This is a genomic window from Pseudomonas sp. FeS53a, assembly GCF_000931385.1.
GTDB lineage: Bacteria > Pseudomonadota > Gammaproteobacteria > Pseudomonadales > Pseudomonadaceae > Metapseudomonas > Metapseudomonas otitidis.
In genome coordinates this window covers 13546-34709 of the sequence record NZ_JYFT01000085.1, presented here as the reverse complement: position 1 = coordinate 34709, position 21164 = coordinate 13546, and the positions used below count along the sequence as shown (strand labels likewise).

General features: G+C 63.7%; 23 protein-coding genes. 15 read left to right on the top strand and 8 right to left on the bottom strand.

From position 1 onward, the window contains the following. Positions 1–58 precede the first annotated feature (58 nt). A complete protein-coding gene (locus SZ55_RS26385) occupies positions 59–1465 on the bottom strand; it encodes a PilZ domain-containing protein (RefSeq protein WP_044414149.1) in 1407 nt (468 codons plus the stop codon). Between the two features lie 30 nt (positions 1466–1495). Between SZ55_RS26385 and SZ55_RS26380 the strand changes: the two genes are divergently transcribed. Then, positions 1496–1978, top strand: a complete 483-nt coding sequence (locus SZ55_RS26380; protein WP_044414146.1) for a TlpA disulfide reductase family protein — start codon at positions 1496–1498, stop codon at positions 1976–1978. Next, positions 1978–2253 (top strand): acylphosphatase, encoded by a 276-nt coding sequence (locus tag SZ55_RS26375; RefSeq protein ID WP_044414143.1) that lies wholly within the window; start codon positions 1978–1980, stop codon positions 2251–2253. The genes SZ55_RS26380 and SZ55_RS26375 overlap by 1 nt, the downstream gene beginning before the upstream one ends. A 28-nt stretch (positions 2254–2281) precedes the next feature. Here the strand turns inward: SZ55_RS26375 and SZ55_RS26370 are convergent, their stop codons facing one another. Beyond that, a complete protein-coding gene (locus SZ55_RS26370) occupies positions 2282–3238 on the bottom strand; it encodes a hypothetical protein (RefSeq protein WP_044414140.1) in 957 nt (318 codons plus the stop codon). 10 nt (positions 3239–3248) lie between these two features. Continuing rightward, positions 3249–4964 carry a proline--tRNA ligase gene (locus tag SZ55_RS26365; protein ID WP_044414137.1) on the bottom strand — a complete coding sequence of 572 codons (1716 nt, stop codon included), beginning with the start codon at positions 4962–4964 and terminating at the stop codon, positions 3249–3251. A gap of 105 nt (positions 4965–5069) precedes the next feature. Here SZ55_RS26365 and SZ55_RS26360 point away from each other — a divergent pair, with 105 nt between their 5' ends. Continuing rightward, positions 5070–5486, top strand: a complete 417-nt coding sequence (locus SZ55_RS26360) for a PaaI family thioesterase (RefSeq protein ID WP_044414134.1) — start codon at positions 5070–5072, stop codon at positions 5484–5486. A 71-nt stretch (positions 5487–5557) separates the two neighbouring features. On the opposite strand, the gene SZ55_RS26355 is transcribed toward SZ55_RS26360, so the two are convergent. After that, positions 5558–6931 (bottom strand): OprD family porin, encoded by a 1374-nt coding sequence (locus SZ55_RS26355; RefSeq protein WP_044414131.1) that lies wholly within the window; start codon positions 6929–6931, stop codon positions 5558–5560. 615 nt (positions 6932–7546) lie between these two features. Here SZ55_RS26355 and SZ55_RS26350 point away from each other — a divergent pair. Both SZ55_RS26350 and SZ55_RS26345 read left to right on the top strand, forming a co-directional pair. Beyond that, complete coding sequence (locus tag SZ55_RS26350) at positions 7547–7972, top strand: HIT family protein (RefSeq protein ID WP_044414458.1); 426 nt, start codon at positions 7547–7549, stop codon at positions 7970–7972. Between the two features lie 3 nt (positions 7973–7975). Further along, positions 7976–8185, top strand: coding sequence for a SlyX family protein (locus SZ55_RS26345; RefSeq protein ID WP_044414128.1), 210 nt, complete (start codon positions 7976–7978; stop codon positions 8183–8185). 77 nt (positions 8186–8262) lie between these two features. Here the strand turns inward: SZ55_RS26345 and SZ55_RS29230 are convergent, their stop codons facing one another. The 4 genes from SZ55_RS29230 to SZ55_RS26325 all read right to left on the bottom strand — a co-directional run bounded on the left by SZ55_RS29230 (position 8263) and on the right by SZ55_RS26325 (position 11927). Further along, a complete protein-coding gene (locus SZ55_RS29230; protein WP_044414456.1) occupies positions 8263–8865 on the bottom strand; it encodes a cold-shock protein in 603 nt (200 codons plus the stop codon). Between the two features lie 158 nt (positions 8866–9023). Further along, positions 9024–10091: a GGDEF domain-containing protein gene (locus tag SZ55_RS26335; RefSeq protein WP_044414125.1), complete on the bottom strand. Its 1068-nt coding sequence runs from the start codon at positions 10089–10091 to the stop codon at positions 9024–9026. A 107-nt stretch (positions 10092–10198) separates the two neighbouring features. Next, positions 10199–10669 carry a Dps family protein gene (locus SZ55_RS26330; protein ID WP_044414123.1) on the bottom strand — a complete coding sequence of 157 codons (471 nt, stop codon included), beginning with the start codon at positions 10667–10669 and terminating at the stop codon, positions 10199–10201. A gap of 148 nt (positions 10670–10817) precedes the next feature. Next, positions 10818–11927: an HD domain-containing phosphohydrolase gene (locus SZ55_RS26325; protein ID WP_044414121.1), complete on the bottom strand. Its 1110-nt coding sequence runs from the start codon at positions 11925–11927 to the stop codon at positions 10818–10820. 245 nt (positions 11928–12172) lie between these two features. On the opposite strand from SZ55_RS26325, the gene aspS reads away from it, so the two are divergent. The 10 genes from aspS to tolB all read left to right on the top strand — a co-directional run bounded on the left by aspS (position 12173) and on the right by tolB (position 21153). Then, positions 12173–13948, top strand: a complete 1776-nt coding sequence (gene aspS, locus SZ55_RS26320) for an aspartate--tRNA ligase (RefSeq protein WP_044414118.1) — start codon at positions 12173–12175, stop codon at positions 13946–13948. Positions 13949–14010: 62 nt separating this feature from the next. After that, positions 14011–14760 carry a YebC/PmpR family DNA-binding transcriptional regulator gene (locus SZ55_RS26315; protein ID WP_044414115.1) on the top strand — a complete coding sequence of 250 codons (750 nt, stop codon included), beginning with the start codon at positions 14011–14013 and terminating at the stop codon, positions 14758–14760. A gap of 133 nt (positions 14761–14893) precedes the next feature. After that, on the top strand, positions 14894–15418 hold the full coding sequence (ruvC, locus tag SZ55_RS26310; protein ID WP_044414112.1) for a crossover junction endodeoxyribonuclease RuvC: 525 nt from the start codon (positions 14894–14896) through the stop codon (positions 15416–15418). Positions 15419–15439: 21 nt separating this feature from the next. Then, a complete protein-coding gene (gene ruvA, locus SZ55_RS26305) occupies positions 15440–16045 on the top strand; it encodes a Holliday junction branch migration protein RuvA (RefSeq protein ID WP_044414109.1) in 606 nt (201 codons plus the stop codon). A gap of 6 nt (positions 16046–16051) precedes the next feature. Next, positions 16052–17104 (top strand): Holliday junction branch migration DNA helicase RuvB, encoded by a 1053-nt coding sequence (ruvB, locus tag SZ55_RS26300; RefSeq protein WP_044414106.1) that lies wholly within the window; start codon positions 16052–16054, stop codon positions 17102–17104. A gap of 86 nt (positions 17105–17190) precedes the next feature. Then, the gene (gene ybgC, locus SZ55_RS26295; RefSeq protein ID WP_044414103.1) at positions 17191–17637 is read left to right on the top strand and encodes a tol-pal system-associated acyl-CoA thioesterase; all 447 of its coding nucleotides are present in this window, start codon (positions 17191–17193) and stop codon (positions 17635–17637) included. Between the two features lie 2 nt (positions 17638–17639). Beyond that, complete coding sequence (tolQ, locus tag SZ55_RS26290; RefSeq protein ID WP_044414101.1) at positions 17640–18335, top strand: protein TolQ; 696 nt, start codon at positions 17640–17642, stop codon at positions 18333–18335. A gap of 36 nt (positions 18336–18371) precedes the next feature. Continuing rightward, positions 18372–18830: a protein TolR gene (gene tolR / locus SZ55_RS26285; protein WP_044414098.1), complete on the top strand. Its 459-nt coding sequence runs from the start codon at positions 18372–18374 to the stop codon at positions 18828–18830. Then, the gene (tolA, locus tag SZ55_RS26280) at positions 18830–19846 is read left to right on the top strand and encodes a cell envelope integrity protein TolA (RefSeq protein ID WP_044414095.1); all 1017 of its coding nucleotides are present in this window, start codon (positions 18830–18832) and stop codon (positions 19844–19846) included. The genes tolR and tolA overlap by 1 nt, the downstream gene beginning before the upstream one ends. Positions 19847–19848: 2 nt before the next feature. Further along, entirely contained in the window at positions 19849–21153 is a 1305-nt protein-coding gene (tolB, locus tag SZ55_RS26275; RefSeq protein ID WP_044414092.1) for a Tol-Pal system beta propeller repeat protein TolB, read from the top strand. Positions 21154–21164: the final 11 nt, after the last annotated feature.

The following is a 21164-nucleotide window of genomic DNA, read 5'->3' as shown; positions in this document are numbered from 1 at the left end:
GCGGGGAAACTGTGCGCTTGAGCGGCGCGCGGCGTGACTCGGCTCGCAGTTTGGCCGATCAGGCAAGTTTCAGCGGGTGGCGGGCCACCAGGGGCGTCGCCAGGTTCGCGGCAGGCAGCGGCAGCATGGCCTGGCTGTTGACGCTGGCGAGCTGGAGCCAGAGCTGTTCGCCTTCGACGAACTGGTCCTGGGGCAGCCACAGGCCGTGGTGCCAGCCGTTGCCGGGGGCCGGGGTGCTCTGCAGGACGCCGGGGTGGGTCTGGGCGTTGGGAGCGCGTCTCAGCCAGACGGGGCGGGGCAGCCCCTTGAGGTAGCGCAGCCCGATATGCAGGCCCTCGCGGTTGCCGTGGCGCCAGCGCACCAGGGCCAGGGTGGGGGTGCCGCTGTTGAGCAGCAGCACCAGTTGGCCGACCGCCAGTTGCGGTGCCTGGTGGGGCAGGCAGAGCAGGCGCGCGCCGCCGGCGCTGGCGTCCTGCATGCGCGCTTCGATGGCCCCGGGGCGCTGGGCCAGCAGGTGGGCATGGATGGCAGGCAGGCCGGCCACCAGGGTGCAGGCGGTTTCGTTCTCGGTTCGGACATGACGTCGCTGCTGGCGACCCAGCCAGTTGGCGCTGACGCGCTCCAGCAGGTCGTGCTCGACCGGGCTTTGCAGGGGCGCGGGTTCGTACAGGGCCACCAGCAAGGGGCCCAGTTCGAGCCTGCGCAACTGGGCAGACGGGGCGCGGGCGGGCTGGTCCAGTGGCAGGTAGGGTTGCGGTAGGCCGAGGTCGACGACGGGGCCTTCGGATTCGTCCTCGCCGTCCCAGGGCAGCAACCGGGCGAGGCCGGCCAGGGGCGCGAGTGCGCCGAACAGCAGCGGGCACTCGCCTTCGGTGAGGTGGAACGGGTTGCTCAGGGCCAGCAGCAGGACCTGCTGGTAGAGGCCGCGCAGGGTGTCGGCCGGGGTTGGCCGGAAGGCGGCGGCGACCGGTTCGTCCAGGCAGCCCTGATGTTCGCCGATCCAGTACAGCAGGTGGCTGTCACGCCAGAGGGCGCCGGGCGGCTCCTGGTACTGCTGGTAGTGGCGCATCAGCGTCTGCGCGGTGAAGTGCTGGGCCATGTAGAGGCACCAGGCGAGGTGCGGAAGCGAGGGCTGGCGGCCCTGGAGGATCTGCAGCAGCAGGCGCTTGAAGCCGGCGGCCAGTTCGGCGCAATAGCGCAGGAACAGCGGCGGCGGGGGGCGGGACTCGATGAAGTCGGCGGCGTAGTGGCGGTATTCCTCGCTGAAGCTTTGCAGCGCCCGCTGCCTTTCGAGTAAGGTCACCGCACTTCGATTGAGGCGGAACAGCTGTCCCAGGGCCTGTTGCAGGCCGGTCTCCAGGGGCAGCAGCCGGGCGCTGGCCAGCGCGGGGTTGAGCCCCATGAGGCAGCTGCCATCCTCGTCGATGATGTCCGGTACCTCGAGGCGCAGGGCATCCAACGTCATATCAACCCCGCAGGTACGAGGATCGACGAGATGGGATCACGACTCCAGGCTGTTTTCGGGGCGCTCATCGTTTCGGGGGCCGCTCTGTTGCTGGGAGGCTGTTCTGAGGATCTGGGCCTCGATCAGCATGGGCAGAAGGTAACGAGTGAGCGCTTCGAAAACCAGTGGCTGGTCATCAATTACTGGGCTGAGTGGTGCGCGCCGTGCCGCACGGAAATCCCCGAGCTGAACGCTCTGGCTGAACAGCTGAAGGGGCAGGGGGTGCAGGTCATGGGGGTGAACTTCGATGGCTTGCAGGGCGCCGAGCTGGAAAAGGCGAGCCGCCAGATGGGCATCGGCTTCACCGTGCTGGCCCAGGACCCTTCCGAGCGCTTCAAGCTGCCGCGCAGCGAGGCGTTGCCGGTGACCTACATCCTCGATGCCCGTGGCCAGGTGCGCGAGCGCCTGCTGGGCGAGCAGACCGCGAAGGGCTTGAGCGAGCGGCTTTCAGGCCTGCGGCAGGAGAAGCCGTGATGGCGAGAATCTGCATGCATGGCTACGTCAGCGGCAAGGTGCAGGGCGTCTATTACCGCCAATCCACCCAGGAAGAGGCCGACCGGCTGGACCTGGATGGCTGGGTGCGCAACCTTGAGGATGGCCGTGTAGAGGTGCTGTTCGAGGGGGAAGAGGCCGCCGTTCGTGAGTTGGCAGCCTGGTTGGAGCAGGGCCCCGAGGAAGCGCGGGTCAGCGCCGTGGAGCTGGAGGTTCACCCGTTACAGGGGATCGCGGGGTTCGTGGTCCGTCGCTGAATCGGCATGGCCGTCACGTTGTGACGGCCTACTCGCCTTCACCTGGGTCGGCCACCAGGCGGCCGGCATCCTTCATCAGCGCCTTGAGGAATTCCTGCTGGAGTTCCGGATCATTGCGCGTCAGTTCGATCAGGCTCTGTTCCAGTTCGCTGGCTTCTTCTTCCAGGCCCAGCTCGGAGAGGCGCTTGACGCGGTGGACCCACTGGGACACCTCGTCGTCTTCCAGGTCTTCGTAGATCAGCGCGTGGGCTTCCTTGAGCTTGCCGCGCAGGTCCCGGCTGACCATCAGAGTGGTTTCGGCGCGGGCGCCGTCCTGCGGGTCTTCGACGCTCAATAGCAGCTTGCCGACGCGGCTGATGTCCTGGTCGGCGAAGGGGCCATCCAGCAGGTTGAGGCGCAGCACGCCATGGCGGTCGGTGAGCAGCTCGCTGGTCTGCTTGCCGGCGGTGACCATCACCGGCCGTTCCGACCAGGGCAGGCTGGAATACTCGACGCGCTTGTCGCGCTGTTCTTCGTCAATGCTGGCCAGGTTTTGCTCCGAGCGCCCGTTGGACTCGACGTTCATGAACGGGTTGAGCCCGGCGAAACCGTAGCTGATCCAGTCCTTGGTGGCGGTGTCGGGCAGGCTGCCCAGCAGGGCGACGTTGAGGACGTTGGCGCCCACACCGGCCACCACCGCGACGGCCCCGAGGGGAATCTCGTAGATCTCGCGCCAGGGCTGGTAGGGCGTGTAGCGGTCATAGCGGCGGGTGACCTCGAATTCGGTGACTTCGAAGGTCTTCTGGTCATAGACCCGCACGCGGCGTTGAGGCAGTTCGAGGACACGGGGTTCGCCAGCGTCGACCTGCAGGGCGTGGTTGAGCAGCTTGCGCTCGACACGCTCCTCATGTTCGCTGCGTTGGGGCAGGTGGTTGGCGCAGCCGCCGAGGAACAGGGAGCTGCACAAGGCAGCTCCCAGGAGGCGGGTGGTACGACGCTTGGACATGTCTTCTCGATCAGCGGTTGAGGCGGGCCTTGATGAAGGACAGCACGTCGTCGACGGCAACGGGCTGGCTTTCGGTCTCGCGACGGTTCTTGTATTCCAGGTTGCCATCCGCCAGGCCGCGTTCGCTGACGACGACGCGGTGAGGGATGCCGATCAGCTCCATGTCGGCGAACTTCACGCCGGGGCTGGTCTTCTTGTCGCGGTCGTCCAGCAGCACTTCGATGCCGGCGGCGGTGAGGTCCGCATACAGCTTGTCGGTGGCTTCCTTGACGGCGGGGGTCTCGTACTTGAGCGGAACCAGGGCTACCTGGAAGGGCGCCAGGGCGTCCGGCCAGAGGATGCCGCGGTCATCGTTGTTCTGCTCGATGGCGGCGGCCACCACGCGGGAAACGCCGATGCCGTAGCAGCCCATGATCAGGGTGACCGGCTTGCCGCTCTCGCCCAGTACGCTGAGGTTCATGGCCTCGCTGTACTTAGTGCCGAGCTGGAAGATGTGGCCAACTTCGATGCCGCGCTTGATCACCAGGGTGCCCTTGCCATCGGGGCTCGGGTCGCCGGCGACGACGTTACGCAGGTCAGCGACTTCGGGCAGCGGCAGGTCGCGCTCCCAGTTGACGCCGAAGTAGTGCTTGTCGTCGATGTTGGCGCCGATGGCGAAGTCGCTCATCAGGGCCACGGAGCGGTCGACGATGCAGGGCATGGGCAGGTTCAGCGGGCCGAGGGAGCCGGCACCAGCGCCGATGGCGGCACGCAGTTCTTCTTCGCTGGCGAAGACCAGCGGGCTGGCGACCAGGGGCTGGTTGGCAGCCTTGATCTCGTTCAGTTCGTGGTCGCCACGGACGATCAGGGCCACCAGGGTGCCTTCCTCGGCGCCGTGGACCACCAGGGTCTTGATGGTCTTCTCGATCGGCAGGCCGAACTTCTCCACCAGGGCGGCGATGGTTTTGGTGTCGGGGGTGTCGACCAGGCGCAGTTCCTCGCGGGGGGCCTGGCGCTCCTTCTCGCGCGGTACGGCTTCGGCCTTCTCGATGTTGGCGGCGTAGTCGGAGCTGTCGCTGAAGACGATGTCGTCTTCGCCGGACTCGGCCAGCACGTGGAATTCGTGGGAGCCGCTGCCGCCGATGGAGCCGTTGTCGGCCTGCACGGGGCGGAAGTCGAGGCCCAGGCGGGTGAAGACCTTGCAGTAGGCGCCGTACATGACGTCGTAGGTTTCCTGCAGGGAAGCCTGGGAGTCGTGGAAGGAGTAGGCGTCCTTCATGATGAATTCGCGCCCACGCATCAGGCCGAAGCGCGGACGGATCTCGTCACGGAACTTGGTCTGGATCTGATACATGTTGATGGGCAGCTGCTTGTAGCTGTTCAGCTCGTTGCGGGCGAGGTCGGTGATGACTTCTTCGTGGGTCGGGCCGACGCAGAATTCGCGACCATGGCGGTCCTTCAGGCGCAGCAGCTCGGGGCCGTACTGCTCCCAGCGACCGGACTCCTGCCAGAGCTCGCCGGGCTGGATGGCGGGCATCAACACTTCCAGGGCGCCGGCGGCATTCATCTCTTCGCGGACGATGGTCTCCGCCTTGCGGAGTACCCGCAGGCCCATCGGCAACCAGGTGTAGAGGCCCGACGCCAGCTTGCGGATCATGCCGGCACGCAGCAGCAGCTGGTGGCTGATCACCACGGCATCGGCGGGAGTTTCCTTGAGGGTGGAAAGCAGGTACTGACTGGTACGCATGTTTGGCCGTTTCGTCGGTTGCGATGGGTTTGAGTGGCTGGGCATTGTACGGCGCTCATCGGGGCGCGTACAGGTTGCGGGCCCAACCGCGAGAGGAGGGTGGTGATGTCTTCATTAAGTGCTCAGCAGGTGCAGGCGCTGATCCGGGAAGGGGTGCCGATGGCGGCGGATATCGACTTGCAGATCGACCTCCTGGATGCACGCCGTGCCTTGGCACGGGTGCCATTCCACCCTCGCCTGGTCCGCCCGGGCGGCACCCTGTCCGGCCCGGCCATCATGGCGCTGGCTGATGCGGCGATGTACGCGGTGGTGCTGGGCAGTCTGGGGAGGTTGGAGATGGCGGTCACCAGCAACCTCAACATCAACTTCCTGGCCAAACCCAGGCCGGTTGACCTGCTGGCCGATGCTCGCATCCTGCGTTTGAGCAGGCGTCAGGCTGTGTGCGAGGTCGCGCTGTATTCGGTAGGGGCAGAGGAAGAGATGGTGGCCCATGTGACGGGCACCTATGCGCTGCCTATATAGATGACGGCACAGCGGAAAAGAGAAAGCCCGGCTAGGCCGGGCTTTTTCGTGAGTTCGCTATCCGTCCTGTGTTAGAGGATGTCCAGCGGGTACTCGGTGATGACGCGAACCTCATCCACAGCGCTGCTACCAGCGGAGTAGAAGCCACCCATGTCATTGTTGGAGCGCCAGGTCGCATGACGTACGCGGAAGGACAGGTCTTTCGCCGGGCCCTCCTGAACGACGTACTTGACTTCCAGATCGCGTTCCCATTCTTTGCCGTCGCTGCCAAACGCACCTTTATAGGCACCATTCACGTCTGCATTGGTGCCATCGGCGTGGCTACCAGTAATGTAGCGGGCCATGAAGCTCAGGCCAGGGACGCCCAAGGTCGCCATGTTCAGGTCGTAACGGGCTTGCCAGGAACGTTCGTTCGGAGCGTTGAAGTCCGAGTATTGAACGGAGTTGGCCAGGAAGATGGAGTCACCGGAGTTTCCACCATCCATCAGAATGTAGTCAAAGGGCTCATCGCCATTCACGCGCTGGTGAGCGAGGGTCAGTTTGTGAGCGCCGATGGTGTATGAGGCTGCCAACGAGAAGGCTGTGTTAGAGATATCACCGGCTTTGGACTTACCTTCATCAGTGGTGCGGTAGATGTTGAAGTCGAAGCCTAGAGACTGATCATCGGCCAGCGGCAGGGTGTAGTTCACATTGCTGTAGTACTGGCGGTAAATGTCTTCCAGCTCAACGCCGTAGAGGCTTACGGAAAGCTGATCATTTATCGTGTAGGTGCCACCCAGGTAATCGGCGTTCTTGGCATCAATAGCTACTTCGCCACCAACAGCGTTTGCGTTGGATTTACCAGCATAAGCCAGCGCGATAACTCCATCACGGTTGGTGGAGGCGCTGCCATCTCGCATGGAGGTGAAGTGACCTGCATCGATGGACAGGCCCTCGATCTCCTTGCTCAAAATCTGAAAGCCCTCGGCACTACCAGGGAACAAGCGAGCAGTACCGGTAGCGAACACTGGCGCGGTTGGAATCAGGTTGCCGTACTTGAGCTCAGTGTTGGATATACGAGCCTTTACAGCGCCGCCAGCATAGGAGTAGTCATCTTGAGAGCGACCATCGGAGCCAGTGGGGAAAAGACCTGTACCGGAGGTTCCTTTACCGCTGTTCAGCTTAATGCCCAGCATTGCGTGAGCGTCAACACCGAAACCTACCGTGCCTTGAGTGTAACCGGACGAGTAGGTGGCCATGATGCCGTGAGCCCATTCGTTACGGTAGCTCTGGTCCTCCGAGGTATTGTTACGGAGGTCGCGGTAGAAGGCGTAGTTCTTGTTCAGCACAGACAGCTTGCTGTCTTCGACGAAGCCCTTGGACTCGTCCTGGGCGCTGGCGAACGCCAACTGGGTGGTACCGGCGGTCACGGCCAGGGCCAGTGCGCTCCACTTCATCACTTGCATTGTGATTGCTCCTTTGGTTTTGAAGATTCTCGCCGCTTTCTTAATTTATTGAAGGCGGTTCTTTCTTTTTGTGTCGGCGCTAACTTATAGCACGACGTCTCAAGATGGCGATAGCTGGGCTCCGCTCCTTACGAAAACTTCACGGCCATGTCGCAATTCGGGTGGGCGCGTGTCGCATATTCGTAGTTCTTGCTCCAGTCCCTTGGTTCTTGTTTTTCTGCGGTCGTTACAGGCACTTAGTGCAACTAGGCCTGTCGCGACGTTCGCGTCCGGAACAGGCGTACCGAGATGACCCGGTCGACCATGGCGTTGCCTAAAGCAACTTCCGTGCACAAACCATACAGCCTGCTCTTGCTGCTGTGAGGTTTTCCGCCGGGCGTGCAGGTGTTGGGCAGAAATGATAGCTGGGTATTGGTCATTCGTTCTCAATGCGACCGAAACGGCTGCTTGAGGTGTTACGAGGTAACGCCTCACGGTGGTGCGTGTGGTCGATTCTGGTGCATGGCGGTAACCCTGCCGGGTTTGGCTGTCCCGGTCGGTGACGGTTGGGTATTCTTCGCAGCCATTTCTTGCCCCGTTTGATGGGCGTTTTGCATGACTGAGGTGAAGATCGCCATGTTCAATCTGGATCCAAGGCTTCAGCAGGATTGCCGGGTGATCGGGGACTACCCCCTTTCCCGCCTGTTGCTGATGAACGACTCGCAGTACCCCTGGTTCATTCTGGTTCCTAGGCGGGAGGAGGTGAGCGAGCTGTTCCAGCTGGACGCTGCTGATCAGCAGCAGCTCTGGAAGGAGGCGGTGTCGCTGGCCGAGGTGCTGAAGGACAGTTTTGGCGCGGACAAGATGAACGTCGCCACGCTGGGTAACGTCGTCAGCCAGCTTCACGTGCATGTGATCGCCCGGCGCAAGAGCGACGCTGCCTGGCCGGCCCCCGTGTGGGGGCGTGCTCCTGCCATTCCCTACACCGAAGGGCAGATCGCGGACCTGCTGGCACGTCTGCGCCTGGTCCTGACGGATGATTTCCGATTCGCGGAGGAGTAGGGCATGAGTTTGGAAATGCGCGTGATGGAGCTTGAGACTCGCCTGGCTTTCCAGGACGACACGATCCAGGCCCTCAACGATGAAATCGTGGCACAGCAGCGGATCGTCGAGCGCTTGCAGATGCAGGTCGCGGCGCTGGCCCGTCGGCAGGAAGAGCTGCTGAGCCAGTTCGGTGCATCCGATGGCGATGAGGCGCCGCCGCCCCATTACTAAGCTGTGCCTGTTTCGCCTCTATATATAAAAGAAGAAGCCCGCCGTGATGGCGGGCTTTTTCATTGGCCTGGTATTGCTCAGCGGCGGCCGGGCAGGGCGGCGATCACGTCTTCCGCCTGCAAGCCCTTGTCCCGCTGCATCACGGTGAACTCGACGCGCTGGCCTTCCACAAGTACGCGATGCCCTTCGCCACGGATGGCGCGGAAGTGGACGAAGATGTCGTCCCCCGAGTCCCGGGAGATGAAGCCGAAGCCCTTGGAGGTGTTGAACCACTTCACCGTGCCGGTTTCACGGTTGCTCATGTCCTGCAGGATCGGGGCGGCCTGGGTGACCTTGCGCAGGTTCAGCAGCAGGTGCAGAGCGACGGCGAGGAAGCTGGCCAGCAGGCTCAGCAGGATAGCGGGCTTGCCGCCGATTTCCGGGATCGGTGCCAGCAGCACGGCGATCTGCAGGATAACCGCGAGCACCAGCAGGGCGGAGACAGACGCCTGGAGCTGGCTGCGGGTGCCGCGTGCCCAGACCGGAACGACGGGCGCCATCAGCAGGTTGAGCAGCCCGATCAGAGCGAGGTAGAGGGCGTCAGGTTGCTGCAGGTACGGCAGGGCATCACCGCGCAGGCTGGGAATGAAGGACAACAGGAGCGCAGCAGCGCCCGTCAGCAGATGGACGATTTTCAACATGTTCAATGGACTCACCTTGATAGGAAACGCACAACGGAAAGAGCGAGCGCGCCGGTAATCCGGTAAAGAGGTCGCGCCAGCCTATGCCTGTAACCCTGCTGTGTGGCGGGTTGCAGGCACCGGGCGCTATTTAACAGGAAAGACTAGGGCTACTCAAATCAAGCAGTTAGCGCAGCTTCTGGCGCGCCGGGATGGACCTGGTTGCGGCCGTTGCGCTTGGCCTGGTAGAGGGCATCGTCGGCTCGGGTGAGCAGGCTTTCCAGGTTGTCGCCCGGTTCGGCCAGGGCGATGCCAAAGCTGGCAGTGATGGTGTCCAGCACCTGGTCGGTGCGGCGGACCTTGACGCGCAGGGATTGGAACTTCAATCGCAGCATCTCGGCGAAGGCGCGGGCACTGGCCAGTTCATGGCAGTCGCGCAAGACGACACAGAACTCCTCGCCACCGTAGCGGGCTGCCAGGGCGCGCGGGGGCAGCAGGTCCTTGAGCAACTGGCCGACATGCTGCAGCACGCGATCACCCAGGGGATGGCCGAAGTGGTCGTTGAACTGCTTGAAGTGGTCGATATCCAGCATGATCAGGGCCAGGCCGGCTGTGTTTTCTGCCAGGGCCTGTTCCAGCAGTCGGGTGAAGGCGTGCCGGTTGAACACCTGGGTCAGGCTGTCCAGCGTGGCGGCCATCTGTGCTCGTTCCAGTTGCAGGCGCAGGGTGTGGATTTCGGCCTGAGCGGCGCGCAGTCGGTAGAGGAACTGCTCCTGCTGGTCATGCATCAGCTGGGTGCTCTGGTGCAGGTCGTTCAGCACGCTGGGCAGGTCGTCGATGATCGGGTCATGCAGGGCGGCCAGGCCCGCTTCCAGGCTTTGCTGGTAGACCGTACTGCCCACGACGCTCCGGCTGACATCCGTCTCGATGTCATCCACCAGTTCGATGACTTGCTGCTGCCCTGCGCGGGCCTCTTCCAGTTCACCGCGGATGATGAAGTCGCGGAACAGCTTCACTGCCGAATCAGGCGGGAAAGCGTCGAAGTCCTTGACGATCTTGTCCAGGCGGCGGTTGAGGTCGGGCTGCTTGCCCTGGCTGTAGGTGTACCAGAGGGCGTAGTGGATGGGGTTTGGCGGAATGTCATGGCGAACCATGAGCGGGACGGCTTGCTTGAGCAATTCCGCTGCCTCGCGGGTCTCCTCCGGATAGAGTTCGAGCAGCAGGGGGGATTTGGAGGGCTGGCTCATCAACGGGTACTGACAAGGAGGGAGATTGTGCGAAGCATAGTTCAGGCGGGGTGCTGTCGCCCAGCAAAAAGGCCCGGCGAACCGGGCCTCTCGGAGGGCATGGAGGGTCAGGCAGCCAGCAGGCTGCGCAGCATCCACGCGGTCTTTTCATGGACCTGCATGCGCTGGGTCAGCAGGTCGGCGGTCGGTTCGTCGCTCACCTTGTCCAGCAGCGGGAAGATGCCGCGTGCGGTACGAACCACGGCCTCCTGGCCTTGGACCAGTTGCTTGATCATGTCTTCTGCAGCCGGGACGCCTTCTTCTTCCTTGATGGAGGACAGGCGGGCGTAGGCGGCGTAGGTGCCGGGAGCCGGGAAGCCCAGGGCGCGGATGCGCTCGGCGATGGCGTCGACAGCCAGGGCCAGTTCGGTGTACTGGGCCTCGAACATCAGGTGAAGGGTGTTGAACATCGGACCGGTCACGTTCCAGTGGAAGTTATGGGTCTTCAGGTAAAGGGTGTAGGTATCCGCCAGCAGGCGGGAGAGGCCTTCGGCAATGGCTGCGCGGTCCTGTTCGGCGATTCCGATGTTGATTTCCATACGTCTCTCCTCAGTGGTGCAGGCCGGCTAGGGCCCGTGATCGGCAGAGACTAGCACAGGGAAATGGCGCTTCGATGCCGGTAAAAATCAATGGTTGCGATACCTTATGCCTATCGTCGCGCATCGGGGAGCGGCTGCGCGGCGGGCGTTACAGCCGGGTCAGGTGGGGCTCTTCGCCGAGGCAGACATTGAATACCTCGACCCAGTGGGCGCTGAACTGGCTGCCGGCCAGGCCATTGATCTCCAGGATCGCACGCAGGACGGGGCGCTTGCTGAGCGTCTGGTGGGCGCGTTCGTGGGTGCGTGCGTCGAAGGTGTCGACGATGTTCAGGATCAGTGCGCCAGGGACGATCTCCGCCTCGCGCAGCCCTTTGGGGTAGCCGCTTCCGTCCGCGTGCTCCTGGTGTTGAAGGATGATCTCGGCCGCTTCGTCCCACTGGGGCAGGCGTCGCAGCAGGTCGGCGCCCATCCGAGGATGCGCTTGCATCAGGCGGCGCTCCTCCCGAGTCAGGCGTTCGGCCTTGTGCAGGAGGGGGAGGGGCATCAGCGCCATGCCCAGGTCATGAAGGCATACGGCCGTGGCGAGTTGGCGCGGGTCGACGGGGTGGCCGGCGCGGCGGTTCATCGCCAGTGCCACCTCCAACTGGCGCTCACCCCGACCGAGCCAATAGTGCGAGCGCCGCTCGGCTGCTTGCATGAGGTCGAGGAAGAACGCCAGGTCGGGGTCATCCGATAGCCCGTGGCGTGTCAGGGCGCCGGTGGCTGTTACGGGGTCGGCCTGTGGCGTGGTCAATCGCGTGTTTGGGTCCAGGCGGAACAGCAAGGCCTGGCGCATCTCCGTCTGCCGTTGCTCGGGCGCTTGGGCCAGCGACGACAGCGCCTTGGCCAGTGGCAGGGTGTCGGGTGGCAGCCCAGGCTCACCGGCCAGTGCGCCCCTGACCAGGTCGCGCAGGCGATCCAGTATCAGCAACATGATGTCGCCCAGCAGGCTGTCGAAGGTCAGCCGACCCTCTCGCAGCTGGTCGAGGACATCCTCCAGGGCCTGGGGCAAGGTGTTGAGGCGTTCGAGGCCGACGTAGCCCAGGTTGCCCTTGAAACTGTGGACCTGGCGGAAGAGCTGGCGCAGTCGCTCCGGATCGGTTGGCGTGCGCTCAAGGTCGATCAGCAGTTGCTCGCAGCGATTGAAGCCCTCGTAGGCTTCCTGGCGGAAATCATCAAGGAGGTCCTGATTGAAGTCGGCTGGGCGTTGGGTGGCCATGGCGAGGCTCCGCGTGCTCGGGGGATTTGAGTATAGAAAGCCTGTGGGCGGGCGGCTGCGCGGTATCGATTAACCATATATAATCCGGCCCTTTGCCACGGTTGCGGGCCTGTGCTCGGCCTACCGAAGCACCGGGGCGATGCGCCTCCGGTCGCCTTGTCGGCCGGTCTGGCGCCGATGGACGATATTTCCCCTCGTGCCCAGCGGCCCGACGAATTCACGACTCAGAGAAGCGAAACACGACCATGATGCGCAGCCATTATTGCGGCCAACTGAACGAGAGCCTGGACGGCCAGGAAATCACCCTTTGCGGCTGGGTTCACCGCCGTCGCGACCATGGCGGGGTCATCTTCCTTGATATCCGCGATCGTGAAGGTCTGGCCCAGGTGGTCTTCGACCCGGATCGTGCCGACACCTTCGCCAAGGCCGACCGCGTGCGCAGCGAGTACGTGGTCAAGATCACCGGCAAGGTGCGCCTGCGCCCCGAGGGTGCGCGCAACGCCAACATGGCGTCCGGTGCCATCGAGGTGCTGGGCTATGAGCTGGAAGTCCTGAACCAGGCCGAAACCCCGCCCTTCCCGCTGGACGAGTACTCCGACGTGGGCGAGGAAACCCGCCTGCGCTACCGCTTCATCGACCTGCGTCGCCCGGAAATGGCCGCCAAGCTGAAGCTGCGCTCGCGCATCACCAGCAGCATCCGCCGCTACCTGGACGAGAACGGCTTCCTCGACGTCGAGACCCCGATCCTCACCCGCGCCACTCCGGAAGGCGCCCGCGACTACCTGGTGCCCAGCCGCACCCATCCCGGCAGCTTCTTCGCCCTGCCGCAGTCGCCCCAGCTCTTCAAGCAGCTGCTGATGGTGGCCGGCTTCGACCGCTACTACCAGATCGCCAAGTGCTTCCGCGACGAGGACCTGCGTGCCGACCGTCAGCCGGAATTCACCCAGATCGACATCGAGACCAGCTTCCTCGATGAGAACGACATCATGGGCATCACCGAGACCATGATCCGCAACCTGTTCAAGGAAGTGCTGGATCTGGAGTTCGGCGAATTCCCCCACATGACCCTGGCCGAAGCCATGCGCCGCTACGGCTCCGACAAGCCGGACCTGCGCATCCCGCTGGAGCTGGTGGACGTGGCTGACCAGCTGAAGGATGTCGACTTCAAGGTCTTCTCCGGCCCGGCCAACGACCCGAAAGGCCGTGTCGCCGCCCTGCGCGTACCGGGCGGTGCGAGCATGCCGCGCAGCAAGATCGACGAGTACACCAAGTTCGTCGGCAACTACGGTGCCAAGGGCCTGGCCTACATCAAGGTCAACGAGCGCGCCAAGGGCGTCGAGGGCCTGCAGTCGCCCATCGTCAAGAACATCGCCGAGCCGAACCTGAACGTGATCCTCGATCGCGTGGGCGCGGTCGATGGCGACATCGTGTTCTTCGGTGCCGACAAGGCCAAGGTCGTCTGCGACGCCCTGGGTGCCCTGCGCATCCGCCTGGGCCACGACCTGAACCTGCTGACCTGCGAGTGGGCCCCGCTGTGGGTGGTCGACTTCCCGATGTTCGAAGAGAACGACGACGGCAGCCTCACCGCCATGCACCACCCCTTCACTTCGCCCAAGTGCAGCCCGGAAGAGCTGGAGGCCAATCCGGCCGCCGCGCTGTCCCGCGCTTACGACATGGTGCTCAACGGCACCGAGCTGGGTGGCGGTTCGATCCGTATCCACGACAAGGCGATGCAGCAGGCGGTGTTCCGCGTGCTGGGCATCAGCGAAGACGAGCAGCAGGAGAAGTTCGGCTTCCTGCTGGACGCCCTGAAGTTCGGTGCTCCGCCGCACGGCGGCCTGGCCTTCGGCCTGGACCGCCTGGTGATGCTGATGACCGGCGCCTCGTCGATCCGCGAAGTGATCGCCTTCCCGAAAACCCAGAGTGCCGCCTGCGTCATGACCCAGGCGCCGGGTGTCGTGGATGCCAAGGCCCTGCGCGAGCTGAACATCCGGCTGCGCGAGCAGCCCAAGGCTGAGTAAGTAGAACCAACCGCGACGGCGCCCCAGGGCGCCGTCCGTCAAAGCAGAGTACGGAGTGCGTTATGGCTGGTCATTCCAAGTGGGCCAACATCAAGCACCGCAAGGGTCGGCAGGACGCCAAGCGGGGCAAGATCTTCACCAAACTGATCCGTGAGCTGACCGTGTCGGCCAAGCACGGCGGCCCGAACCCGGCGGATAACCCGCGTCTGCGCCTGGCCGTGGACAAGGCGCTGACCGCCAACATGCCGCGCGACACCATCGATCGTGCCATCGCCCGTGGTGCCGGCAACAACGATGCCGATAACATGGCCGAGCTGACCTACGAGGGTTACGCGCCCAGTGGCGTGGCCATCATCATCGAGGCCATGACCGACAACCGTAATCGCACCGCTGCGGAAGTGCGCCACGCCTTCACCAAGTGCGGGGGCAACCTGGGGACCGACGGTTCCGTCGCCTACATGTTCGACCGCAAGGGCCAGATCAGCTTCGCCCCTGGCGTCGACGAAGATGCGCTGATGGAAGCAGCCCTGGAGGCCGGTGCCGAGGACGTGGAAATGGGCGAGGACGGTTCCGCCCTGGTGTCCACCAGCTTCCCCGACTTCCATGCCGTGAACGAGGCTCTGCAGGCTGCCGGGTTCAAGGGTGAGGAAGCCGAGATCGCCATGATCCCGTCCATCAGCGCTCCCATTGCCGACCTGGAGACCGCCCAGAAGGTGCTGAAGCTGATCGACATGCTCGAAGACCTCGACGACGTGCAGAACGTCTATCACAACGCCGAGATCCCCGACGAGATCATGGAGCAGCTGGACTGAGTTCCAGCCTGCGCCTGAAGCCGGAAGTCGCCTCGTGCGCTTCCGGCTTTTTTGTTGGAGGGCCGGTCCGTATACTCGCGGCTGGATAAATAGACAGTGTGCTGGTTCGCCGGCACGTGGAGAGACGGGCGGCATGACCCTGATTCTTGGTATCGACCCGGGTTCGCGCATCACCGGCTACGGTGTGGTGCGCGACACCGGGCGAGGGTGCGAGTACGTCGCTTCCGGCTGCATACGCACAGGGGCGGGCCCGCTGCAGGAGCGCCTGCAGATCGTCTTCCGTGGCGTGCGTGAAGTGATCCAGACCCACGGCCCCGTCACCATGGGCATCGAACAGGTGTTCATGGCGCGCAATGCCGACTCCGCCCTCAAGCTCGGGCAGGCCCGCGGGGCTGCCATCGTGGCGGCGGTGGAGGAGGGGCTGGAGGTGGCCGAGTACACCGCCAGCCAGGTGAAGCAGGCCATTGCCGGCACTGGCGGCGCCGACAAGCAGCAGGTGCAGATGATGGTCATGCACCTGCTCAAGCTGGTGCAGAAGCCGCAGATCGACGCCTCCGACGCCCTGGCCATCGCCCTCTGCCACGCCCACCATCGGCAGAGCCTGATTCCCCATGGACTGGCCACCGCCAAGCGGCGCAGTGGCCGCCTGCGTTTGTAACCTCATTTAAGGACGCTCTTCGTGATCGGACGTTTGCGTGGCACCTTGGCGGAGAAACAGCCGCCGCACCTGATCCTCGACGTCAATGGCGTCGGCTACGAACTGGAAGTGCCCATGACCACCCTCTACCGCCTGCCCAGTGTCGGCGAGCCCGTCACCCTGCACACCCACCTGGTGGTGCGGGAGGACGCGCACCTGCTCTATGGCTTCTACGAGCGCCGTGACCGGGAGCTGTTCCGCGAGCTGATCCGCCTCAACGGCGTCGGCCCCAAGCTGGCCCTGGCGCTCATGTCCGGGCTGGAAGTGGATGAACTGGTCCGCTGCGTGCAGGCCCAGGACACGTCCACGCTGGTGAAGATCCCCGGCGTCGGCAAGAAGACCGCCGAGCGCCTGCTGGTGGAGCTCAAGGACCGTTTCAAGGCCTGGGAGAACATGCCCACCATCGCCCCCCTCATTGTCGAGCCGGTGGCCGGTGCCGGTGTTTCCAGCGCCGAAAGCGACGCCCTCAGCGCCCTCATCGCCCTCGGCTTCAAGCCGCAGGAAGCCAGTCGCGCCGTCGCTGCGATCAAGGAAGAAGGGTTGTCCAGCGAGGAAATGATCCGCCGCGCCCTGAAAGGAATGGTGTAAGCCCCGATGATCGAAGCCGACCGCCTGATCACTGCCAGCAGCCGCGACCGCGACGAACAGCTGGACCGTGCCATCCGCCCGCTGAGCCTGGCCGACTACATCGGCCAGCCGGTGGTGCGCGAGCAGATGGAGCTGTTCATCAAGGCCGCCAAGGGGCGGGGGGAGGCCCTGGACCATACCCTGATCTTCGGTCCGCCCGGCCTGGGCAAGACCACCCTGGCCAACATCATCGCCCACGAGATGGGCGTCTCCCTCAAGAGCACCTCCGGCCCGGTGCTGGAGCGACCAGGCGACCTGGCGGCGCTGCTGACCAACCTCGAAGCGGGCGACGTGCTGTTCGTCGACGAAATCCACCGCCTCTCGCCCGTGGTCGAGGAAGTGCTCTACCCGGCGATGGAAGACTTCCAACTGGACATCATGATCGGCGAAGGCCCGGCGGCCCGTTCGATCAAGCTCGACCTGCCGCCCTTCACCCTGGTAGGAGCCACCACCCGCGCCGGGATGCTGACCAACCCGCTGCGGGATCGCTTCGGCATCGTCCAGCGCCTGGAGTTCTACAACACCCAGGACCTCTCCACCATCGTGGCGCGCTCCGCCGGCATCCTCGGCCTGCACATCGAGCCGGAGGGTGCCTTCGAGATCGCCCGCCGTGCCCGTGGCACGCCGCGTATCGCCAACCGCCTGCTGCGCCGCGTGCGGGATTTTGCCGAAGTCCGGGCCCAGGGGCAGATCACCCGCGTCATCGCCGACCAGGCGCTCAACCTGCTGGATGTGGATGAACGTGGCTTCGACCACCAGGACCGGCGTCTACTGCTGGCGATGATCGACAAGTTCGACGGGGGCCCGGTCGGCGTCGACAGCCTCGCCGCTGCCATCAGCGAAGAGCGGCACACCATCGAGGATGTGCTGGAGCCCTACCTGATCCAGCAGGGCTACATCATGCGCACCCCGCGCGGACGGGTGGTTACCCGGCATGCCTACCTGCACTTCGGTCTGAAGCTGCCGGGGCGGCTGCTGGAGGAGCCCTCGGGGGATTTGTTCACCCCGGGTGACGAATGAACATCCCCGCGGTCGAAGCGTGCGTCGGAACGGCGCAAAAACAGTTGTCGGGCCGGATTGGCAACCCTTGGAGTAAGCACTAGAGTATGCGCGCGCAAAATGAGGCCCCACCTTTCGTGCATCGGAGCCGCGTCTATTACGAGGACACCGATGCCGGCGGCATCGTCTATTACGTCAACTACCTCAAGTTCATGGAGCGGGCTCGAACCGAGTACCTGCGGAGCCTGGGTTTTGCCCAGTCCGAGCTGGTCGGGGAGAACCTGTTGTTCGTCGTGCATTCGGCCGAGGCGCGTTACCACAAGCCGGCCCGCCTGGACGATGAACTGGCCATCAGCGCCGAAGTGATCGAATTGAACCGTGCGAGCCTGAAGTTTCGTCAACAGGTGAGGCGGGTTACGGATGATGCGCTGCTCTGCGAAGGGCAGTTCCTGGTGGCCTGTGTGCGCGCCGACAGTTTGAAACCCCGGGCGATCCCCGAAGCGCTGCGTGAAGCCTTCGCCGCCGTACCGGGCCAATCCCCTGCAGGAGACTAAGCGTGGAAGCCAACGTCGTCGACCATACCTCCATGTGGAGCCTGATCAGCAACGCCAGCCTCGTGGTGCAACTGGTCATGCTCACCCTGGTGGCCGCCTCGGTCACCTCGTGGATCATGATTTTCCAGCGCAGCAACCTGCTGCGTGCGGCCAAGAAGTCCCTGGAGGCCTTCGAGGAACGCTTCTGGTCGGGCATCGACCTGTCCAAGCTGTACCGCCAGGCCGGCAGCAACCCGGATCCGGATTGCGGTGTGGAGCAGATCTTCCGTGCCGGTTTCAAGGAGTTCTCCCGCCTGCGCCAGCAGCCCGGCGTCGACCCGGACGCGGTGATGGAGGGCGTGGCCCGTGCCATGCGCGTGGCCATTTCCCGTGAAGAGGAAAAGCTCGAGCAGAGCCTGCCGTTCCTCGCCACCGTCGGCTCCACCAGCCCCTACATCGGCCTGTTCGGCACCGTCTGGGGGATCATGAACTCCTTCCGTGGCCTGGCCCAGGTCCAGCAGGCCACCCTGGCGACCGTTGCCCCCGGCATCGCCGAGGCCCTGATCGCCACCGCCATCGGCCTGTTCGCGGCGATCCCGGCGGTCATCGCCTACAACCGCTTCTCGGCCCGTGGCGAAACCCTGATCGGTCGCTACTACACCTTCGCCGACGAGTTCCAGGCCATCCTGCACCGCAAGGTGCACACCAGCGACGAGTGATAGACGCAGGTTCAACGAAAGGACAGGTTCCAAGCCATGGCCAGAAACCGCCATAAACGCAAGCCGGTCGCCGAGATGAACGTGGTGCCCTACATCGACGTGATGCTGGTGCTGCTGGTCATCTTCATGGTGACGGCGCCCATGCTCAACCAGGGCGTCAAGGTCGACCTGCCCAAGGTCTCCAGCGAGGTGCTGCCGCAGGACAACAACTCCCGCGTGCTCACCATCTCCATCAAGGCCGACAAGACCTACTACTGGAACATGGGCGAGGAAGTCGACCCGGATCAGGGCAAGGGCAGCGAAACCGCCACGGCGCTGCCGGACCTGGTGCGCACCGTGACCGCGATCATGAGCCAGAACGCCAGCCAGGGTAAGAAGGTCCAGGTCTTCGTCCGGGGTGACAAGGCGGTCGACTACGGCTCCGTCATGGCGGTCATGGGTGGCCTGCAGCAGGCCGGCGTCGGCAATGTCGGGCTGATCACCGAGGCGCCCTGATGCATCAGCAGAGCGAACGCTCCCCCTCTGAAAGCTACTTCTGGCCCGTCGTATGGGCTGTCGGGCTGCATGTGCTCATCTTCGGCATGCTCTTCGTCAGCTTCGCCTTCACCCCGGAGCTGCCGCCGGCGCGCCCTATCGTCCAGGCCACCCTTTACCAGTTGAAGTCCCAGAGCCAGGCGACCACCCAGACCAACCAGAAGATCGCCGGCGAGGCCAAGAAGACCGCTGCTCCGATGTATGAAGCCGAGCAGCTGGAAATGAAGAAGGCGGAAGAGCAGAAAGTGGCTGCCGCCAAGGCCGCGGAACAAAAGAAAGCCGAAGAAGCTCGAAAGGCGGCAGAAGCCAAGAAAGCCGAAGAGGCGAAGAAGGCCGAGGACGCCAAGAAGGCGGCCGAGGAAGCGGCCAAGAAGCAGCAGGCCGACATCGCCAAGAAGAAGGCCGAGGAAGAAGCCAAGAAAAAAGCCGAAGAGGAGGCCAAGAAGAAGGCCGCCGAAGAGGCGAAGAAGAAAGCGGCTGAGGACGCCAAGAAGAAGGCGGCCGAGGAAGCGAAGAAGAAAGCCGCCGAGGATGCCAAGAAAAAGGCAGCCGAAGAGGCCAAGAAGAAAGCGGCGGAAGAAGCCAAGCGCAAGGCGGCCCGTGACCAGAAGGCGGCTGCGTTGGCGGAGCTGCTTGGAGATAAGGTCGAGAACCAGCAGGCGCCCGCTGACGAGGTGGGTGATACCACTTCTGGTAATTATGATGATCTTATCCGGCTGAGAGTATCTGAACTCTGGACTCGACCTCCGTCAGCTCGTAACGGTATGTCGGTGCAGGTTCAAATTAATATGCTGCCTGACGGCACCATCACAAACGCAACAGTTGTGCGCTCTAGTGGTGACCCGTCGTTCGACCAGTCGGCTGTCAGCGCGGTTAGGAATGTGGGCCGTATTCCAGAAATGCAGGGTATGAAGCCCTCTGAGTTCAATATTTACCGCTCATTCAAAATGACATTTACCCCTGAGGACCTGGAGTAGTGATGAAAATTCTTAGAGGTTTTCTTCTAATCGCGCTCTGCTTGGCAGGCTTCGCCAACGCTGAAGAGAAAAATATTCTTATTTCGAAAGGGGTAGATAGGGCCGTTCCAATCGCCGTCGTCCCGTTCGGCTGGCAGGGCGGTACCGTGCTGCCGGAAGACATGTCCGAGATCATCGGCAACGACCTGCGCAACTCCGGCTACTTCGAGCCCATCCCGCGTCAGAACATGATCAGCCTGCCGACCCAGGCAGCCGAAGTGATCTACCGCGACTGGAAGGCGCTGGGCGCCCAGTACGTGCTCGTCGGCAGCATCGTGCCGGCTGCAGGTCGCCTGCAGGTGCAGTTCGCCCTGTTCAACGTCGCGACCGAGCAGCAGGTGTTCGCCGGAACCGTCAGCGGTTCCACCGACCAGCTGCGTGACATGGCCCACTACGTCTCCGACCAGGCCTTCGAGAAGCTCACCGGTGTGAAGGGCGCCTTCTCCACCCGCATGCTGTATGTCACCGCAGAGCGCTTCTCGGTGAACAACACCCGCTACACCCTGCAGCGCTCCGACTATGACGGCGCCCGTGCCGTGACCCTGCTGCAATCCCGCGAGCCGATCCTCTCGCCGCGCTATGCTCCGGATGGCCGTCGCATTGCCTACGTTTCGTTCGAGCAGAAGCGTCCGCGCATCTTCATCCAGCACATCGATACCGGTCGCCGCGAGCAGATCACCAACTTCGAAGGCCTCAACGGTGCGCCGGCCTGGTCGCCGGAAGGTAATCGCCTGGCATTCGTCCTGTCCAAGGACGGCAACCCGGAGATCTACGTGATGGACCTGGGCAGCCGTCAGCTGCGCCGCGTCACCAACCACATGGCCATCGACACCGAACCCTTCTGGGGCGCCGACGGCCAGACCCTGTACTTCACCTCCGACCGCGCCGGCAAGCCGCAGATCTACAAGGCCAACATCAACGGTGGGGAACCGCAGCGCGTGACCTTCGTGGGCAACTACAACGCCAACCCGAAACTCTCCGCTGACGAGAAGACCCTGGTGATGATCCACCGCCAGGATGGCTTCACCAACTTCAAGGTGGCCGCCCTTGATCTGACCCGTGCCGGGGCCGCTCCGCGCATCCTTTCCAACACCTCGCTGGACGATTCGCCCACTGTTGCGCCCAACGGCACCATGCTAATCTACGCCACCCGCCAGCAGGGCCAGGGAGTCCTGATGCTCGTGTCCACCAATGGGCGCGTGCGGCTTCCAATTCCAACCGTTCAAGGCGATATCCGCGAACCGTCCTGGTCGCCGTACCTGAACTGACGCGGTGCTGA